General features: G+C 73.3%; 5 protein-coding genes. 1 reads left to right on the forward strand and 4 read right to left on the reverse strand.

The window, feature by feature from the left end:
* Window positions 1-123: 123 nt before the first annotated feature.
* The gene (locus HW578_RS22095; RefSeq protein ID WP_198372874.1) at window positions 124-966 is read right to left on the reverse strand and encodes a hypothetical protein; all 843 of its coding nucleotides are present in this window, start codon (window positions 964-966) and stop codon (window positions 124-126) included.
* The gene (locus HW578_RS22100) at window positions 963-3425 is read right to left on the reverse strand and encodes a Lon protease family protein (protein ID WP_198372875.1); all 2463 of its coding nucleotides are present in this window, start codon (window positions 3423-3425) and stop codon (window positions 963-965) included. Before HW578_RS22100 ends, HW578_RS22095 begins: the two co-directional genes overlap by 4 nt.
* 498 nt (window positions 3426-3923) lie before the next feature.
* On the opposite strand from HW578_RS22100, the gene HW578_RS27975 reads away from it, so the two are divergent.
* Window positions 3924-4196 (forward strand): Rrf2 family transcriptional regulator, encoded by a 273-nt coding sequence (locus HW578_RS27975; protein WP_408906262.1) that lies wholly within the window; start codon window positions 3924-3926, stop codon window positions 4194-4196.
* 169 nt (window positions 4197-4365) lie between these two features.
* Here HW578_RS27975 and HW578_RS22110 read toward each other — a convergent pair whose 3' ends face one another.
* Both HW578_RS22110 and HW578_RS22115 read right to left on the reverse strand, forming a co-directional pair.
* Entirely contained in the window at window positions 4366-4740 is a 375-nt protein-coding gene (locus tag HW578_RS22110; RefSeq protein WP_198372877.1) for a winged helix-turn-helix domain-containing protein, read from the reverse strand.
* A gap of 139 nt (window positions 4741-4879) precedes the next feature.
* Window positions 4880-5677: TOBE domain-containing protein (locus tag HW578_RS22115; protein ID WP_198372878.1), on the reverse strand; the 798-nt coding region annotated here is incomplete at its 5' end.

Below are 5677 nucleotides of genomic sequence, written 5' to 3' on the forward strand. Positions count from 1 at the left end.
ACTATGCTGGATCGCGCGACGGACCGCCTCTGTCGTGCGGGCGCAGCCGTGAAGAACCTGCCCCATAGCGCATCCCTCCATGCCAGGGAGAAGACTGCACCACCAAAGCCCGGGACCAAACATCTAGTCGAACAGCAGCGGCACGCCGAGCGCCTCGGACAGCTTCATCGCCGCCTGCCACTCCACATCGCTGACGAAGCGGCGATCCAGCATCAGCAGCCGCTCGCCCACGCCGCTGAGCGCGCGCAGCAGCGCCTCGACGCTGGGCTCGCCAAGCCTGCGCACCGAGAGCCGATGCTCCGCGCGGCCGGCGGAGCGGCCCGCCTCGCCGAGCGACCCGTCGGCCGCTTCTGCATCCTGCACCAGCGCGACCACATTCTCTCCGGTCGCCGCGGCGAGCGAGGCCGCCGCGCGGGCTCGCTGCTCGGCGCCGGCGCCCAGCACCGCAGCAACCGGGCCGCGCCGCCGTGCCAGCCGCGACGGCAGTAGCAGCGTCGTCGCTGGCGACTCGATCGCCGCATGCCAGGCTGCGGCGAAGCTGCCGACGGCGCGCGCCGAGGCCTCGCGCGGGACGGCGAGCACCACCACGTCCGCGCCGCCTGAGATCCCCGCAACGTAGCGCGCCGGGTCCGCGCGCACCGTCTGGAATTCGCTTCGCACGTCGAAGCGGGAGGCCTGCTGGCGCAGCATCGCCCGCAGCCGCTCCGCCGCGCTGCGGAACTCCTGATCGAGCTGCGCCGGGTCCAGCGCCGCCCAGGCCCCCGATGGCAGCCGCAACTCGCGTGCGAAGGGCAGGCTCGCCAGGTGCTGCACTGCCTCGTCCTCGACATAGATGCCGAGCAGGTCGCGCTCGAGCAGGCGCGCCAGCTCCGCCGCCGTGGCGATCGCGTCCTGGTCGTGAGCGATGTGGCAGAGGTCGAGCAGCAGTCGCGCCCGCCGCACCGCGCCCCCGGGTGCGGCGTTCATCGGTGGTCCTCGCGGCGCTCGCTCTCGCCGCCGAGCATGGCGCGCCGCTGCTCCGCGAAGGCGGCGAGCCGGCGCTCGACCAGAGCGTTGATGCTGCCTTCGGGAAACGCGCCATCCGGCCCGCGCACCCCGGCATCCCGCCCCAGCAGCAGCGCCGCAGCCTCGTCAATCCCGCGCACCGCATGAACGGCGAAGCGGCCGGCCTCGCAGGCCGCGACCACCTCGCGGTCCAGCATCAGGTGCTGCACGTTCGATTCCGGGATCAGCACGCCCTGGCTGCCGGTCAGGCCGCGTGCGGCGCAGACCTCGAAGAAGCCCTCGATCTTGTCGTTGACGCCACCGATGGGCTGGATGTCGCCATGCTGGTTGATCGATCCGGTGATCGCGAGATCCTGCCGCACCGGCAGTTCCGAGAGTGCGGAGAGCAGCGCGACGAGTTCTGCCGCCGAGGCGCTGTCGCCCTCCACCCCGCCATAGGATTGCTCGAACACCAGGCTGGCATGCAGCGCGATGGGCGCATCGAGCGCATAGCGCCCGGCGAGGAAGCCCGCGAGGATGAGCACGCCCTTGGAATGCACGGGTCCGCCGAGCTCGACCTCGCGCTCGATGTCGATGATGCGCCCGCTTCCAGGCCGCACCCGGGCGGTGATCCGGCTCGGGCGCCCGAAGCCCTGGCTACCGAGCGCCAGGACGCTCAGCCCGTTCACCTGGCCGATGCGGCTGCCGGAGGTGTCGATCAACGCGATGCCGCGGTGGATCGCCTCCTGTGCGAGCTCGCGCAGGCGCGCGCCGCGGTGGCGCTGCGCGGCGATCGCCTGCTCGATGTCGTCGCACAGTACGACATCGCGGCCGGCGAGCGTCGCGAGATGCGCGCCTTCGACCATGAGGTCGCGCAGCGCCTCGTGCAGCAGGGTGAGCCTTGCCGAATCCTCGGCGAGGCGCGCGGCCTGCTCGACGACGCGCCCGACGGCGTCGCGCTCGAGCGGGGGCAGCCCCTCCCGTCGGGCGAGCGTGGCGACCAGGCGCGCAAGCAGGGCCTCGCTCTCCGGCGATCGCGGGATGGCGTCGTCGAAATCGGCCAGTACCTTGAAGTGGTGCTCCAGTTCCGGATCGAAGGCGGCAAGGAGGTAGTGGATCAGCCGGTCGCCCACCAGCACGACCTTGCAGTCGAGCGGAACCGGTTCGGGCTCCAGCGAGACGGTACTGCTCATCCCGACAAAGCGGGCGATGTCCTCGATCTCGATGCGGCCCCGCGTCAGGGCCCGCTTCAGCGCGGACCAGCTGAACGGCTCGGCCAGCAGGGCGCGCGCGTCGATCACCAGCGTGCCGCCATTGGCACGGTGCAGGGCGCCGGAGCGCACCATGCGGAAATTCGTGACCAGCGCGCCCTGGACGGGCAGATGCTCGATGCGCCCCACCAGGTTGGCGAGCGTCGGGTGGAGTTCCTCGACGACAGGCGCGCCCTCCTGGCCCTCCGGCCGTGTCACCAGCACGTTGACGTCGTAGCGGTCGAAGGGATAGCCCATCCTCAGGCTTGTCAGCAGGGGCTCGGGCTTGCCGTCCTCCCCGTCCAGGAACAACGCGAAGTTCTCCAGAAGGTCGTCGCGCATCGCGGCGAAATGCGCGGCGACCGGCGGCAGGTCGGCGAAGGGGGCGGAGGCCTCGGCCACCGCCTGATCGATCACCACCATCGCGGTCTCGCGCTGCAGCGCGCGCACCGCGTCGCGCCGCCCCTTCTCGATACGCGGCACCGCGCGCAGCGTGGCCTCCAGCTCCTTCTCGATCTGCTCGACGACGCCGCGCACCTCCTGCTGCCGTTCGGCAGGCCAGGCGTTGAACTCCTCCGGGGGCACCACCTTGCCGTCCTTCAGCGGCGCCACCGCGAAGCCCATCGGCGTGCGGATGATCGCGACGCCGAGCGCGTTGGCCTTCTCTCCGAGGCTCTCGAAGGCGCGCTCGGCCTCGCCGTGGAAGCGCGCCTCGACGGCGCTACGCCGGCGCTGGAACTCCTCGCTCTCGAACAGGGTGGGCAGGGTGGCGCGCAGGTCGTCGATCATCTCCGCCGCCGCGGCGTCCAGCGCGGGTGCGCGGCCGGGCGGCAGAGCGATGGCGACCGGCTGGTGCGGCGCGGCGAAGTTGTTCACGTAGACCCAGTCGCTGGGTGCGGGCCGGCGGCTCGCGGCGTCGTGCAGCAGCGGCCGGATCGCCTCGGAGATGCGCGCGCCGCCCGGGCCGATGGCAAAGATGTTGAAGCCGCGCGCGGCAATGCCCGTGCCGAGCCGGATCGCCGCATCGGCACGCCCCTGCGCCTCGAGCCCATGCAGCGGCTCGAGATCGGCGGAGGTCGCGAAACCGAGGAGGGAGAGGTCGGCCCGGCGATGGAGCAGGCCGGCCGGCAGGCCTGGCGCCGGCTGACCCCGGGGCGTTTGCGCCGAGCCGTGTTCCGCTTCGCTGGCCATGCCGGGGCTTGCTCCCTGTCCATGAGCGGTGCCGTCGACCATGCGGCCGTCGAGGCGCGAGCGTCGCGCCCCGCGATGACGTGGATGGTCCGGCCGCTGTTTTCATAGGCCGCGTCGGCCGGGTTGGCGAAGGATATTGCGGCCACAGGTAGGGATCTGCCCACGGCCGGGTGCCCACCCGGGGGCAGGTCGCCCGCGCGCTGACCGTAGCCTGGGCGCTGAACACGCTGCCGCTGATCGGGTTCCTGCACGTGGACCTAGTGGCCGCATGGCTCGCAGGGCCGCCGTCATGACCACCGCGAATCCATTCCGTCCGCTTTGCCGCGCAGGAAGCGCGTGGATGCGCCTGCTCGCCTCGGCCGACATCGCGCTGCGGATCCTCCTGACGCTGGGCGAGAAGCCGGCGCGCCGGCAATCGACCGAGGAACTCTCGGCGGGCATCGGCGTGCCGCGCAACCACGAGCAGAAGATCGTACAGGACCTGGCGGCGTCCGGCCTGTGCGCACCCAGCGCGGTGCGTGCGGCGGCGCCACATTGGCCCGCTTGCTGGACGACTTCCCCATCGGTGCGGTGGTGCAGCGGGTCGAAGCGGGTCAGGCGCTCGTCGAGTGCTTCCGCGCCGATAGCGGGGCCTGCTGCTTCTCCCCCGGTTACCGTCTCGCCGGTGCGCTGCGCCGCGCGCAGGAGGTCTTCCTGGAGGTCCTGGACGGGACGGAGCTCGCCGCGTGCCTGTCGCCCCTGCCAGGTCCTCCGGCCGATCCGCGGACCTGAACGTCCTGTGCCATGCGCCGCGCGCCCCGCGGGGAAGGTCACCTTGCGGGCGCGCATGCGCGCTTGACGCACACGGAGAGGCCGAGGTTGTGCGCAGGCACGGGGCCGTCGGCCAGGCGCCGCTGCGCCCGCTCCGGCGCGGCACGGCCTGGCAGCCCGGCGGAGAAGCTCAGCCGCCCATGCGCCGCAGAAGCGCGGCGAGCCGCGGCTCCGCCGCCCGGCTCGCCGCCCGCTCGATGGCGCGGTAGTCCGCCACCAGGTTGCGACCAGCGTCGGTCAGCATCGCGCCGCCGCCGCGATATCCACCCGTGCTCGCCACCACCACCGGCGTGCCGGCCTGGCGGTTGAGCGCGTCCACGAGGTCCCAGGCGCGCTTGTAGCTCATGCCCAGGGCGCGGCCCGCGGCGGAGATGGAGCCCTCGCGGTCGATCGCCTCCAGCAGGTGGATCTTGCCGGGGCCGATCCGCCCGGATGGCAGGTCGATCCGAAGGCTGAGCGAGCAGACTTCGGCCGGTCCCGAGCCGATCCGCCGCGTGGCGCTCATGGTGCTGATCCCTCAGGCTTGCGGGCGCGCCGGCCGACCCTGGCCGTGCTGCCCCACACCGGGCGTGACCGCGCGGCCCTGGCGACCGCCAGGGCCGCGCGGGCGCACGCCGGGCCAGCATTCCTCCCCGCGCGTCGTGTCACCCGGGCCATGGCAGCGTCTCCTCGATGCGCGGCAGCGGGTGGGCGGGGGGGGGCGGCGTCTCGTCGGCCGCGCCCGCCGCGCGGTGGTCAAAGGTGACCGCCTTGACCAGCGCCCAGAGCGGCAGGCCGGGGCGCAGCGCGAGCCGCGCCACGCTGTCGCGCGTGACCCGGGCGAGCAGTGTCGTCGGCCCCGCCGCCAGGCGCAGGAACACCTCGCCCGGCTCGCTCCCTTCATCGATGGCGGCGAGCGTCACCGGGAGGATGTTCTGCGTCGAGATGCCGCGCGGTTCCTCGATCGCCACCGCCACGTCGCGGGCGCGCAGCCGCACGCGCAGCCGCGCGCCGGGCGGACCGGGGCGCGCGATGGTGACGAGCACGCCGCCGTCGAAATCCAGTGTCGCAAGGCCGTCCGTCGCGGAGCGGACGGTGCAGGCCATCAGCACGCCGGCATCGCGCCGCGCCGCCAAAGGCAGGTCGGTGCGCGCGGTCAGCGCCTCCACGGTGCCCTCGGCCAGGACGCGGCCGGCGTCGAGCAGCACGAGCCGGTCCGCGAGCGCGTCCACCTCGTCCAGCGCATGTGTGACGTAGAGGATCGGGATGCGCGCCACGTCGCGCAGCCGCGCGAGGAAGGGCAGCACCTCATTGCGCCGTGCGGCGTCGAGCGCGGCCAGCGGCTCGTCCATCAGCAGCAGGCGCGGGCGCGACAGCAGCGCCCGGCCGAGCGCGACGCGCTGGCGTTCGCCGCCCGAGAGCCGCCCCGGGCGGCGCGCCAGCAGCGGCGCGATGCCGAGCAG

The organism is Roseomonas rosulenta (assembly GCF_016106005.1).
In the GTDB taxonomy this organism is placed as follows: domain Bacteria; phylum Pseudomonadota; class Alphaproteobacteria; order Acetobacterales; family Acetobacteraceae; genus Neoroseomonas; species Neoroseomonas rosulenta.

What these genes read in the sequence shown, in the direction of transcription:
- HW578_RS22095 (WP_198372874.1), bottom strand. Translation starts at nt 966, where the DNA reads ATGAACGCCGCACCCGGGGGCGCGGTGCGGCGGGCGCGACTGCTGCTC.
- HW578_RS22110 (WP_198372877.1), bottom strand. Translation starts at nt 4,740, where the DNA reads ATGAGCGCCACGCGGCGGATCGGCTCGGGACCGGCCGAAGTCTGCTCG.
- HW578_RS22100 (WP_198372875.1), bottom strand. Translation starts at nt 3,425, where the DNA reads ATGGCCAGCGAAGCGGAACACGGCTCGGCGCAAACGCCCCGGGGTCAG.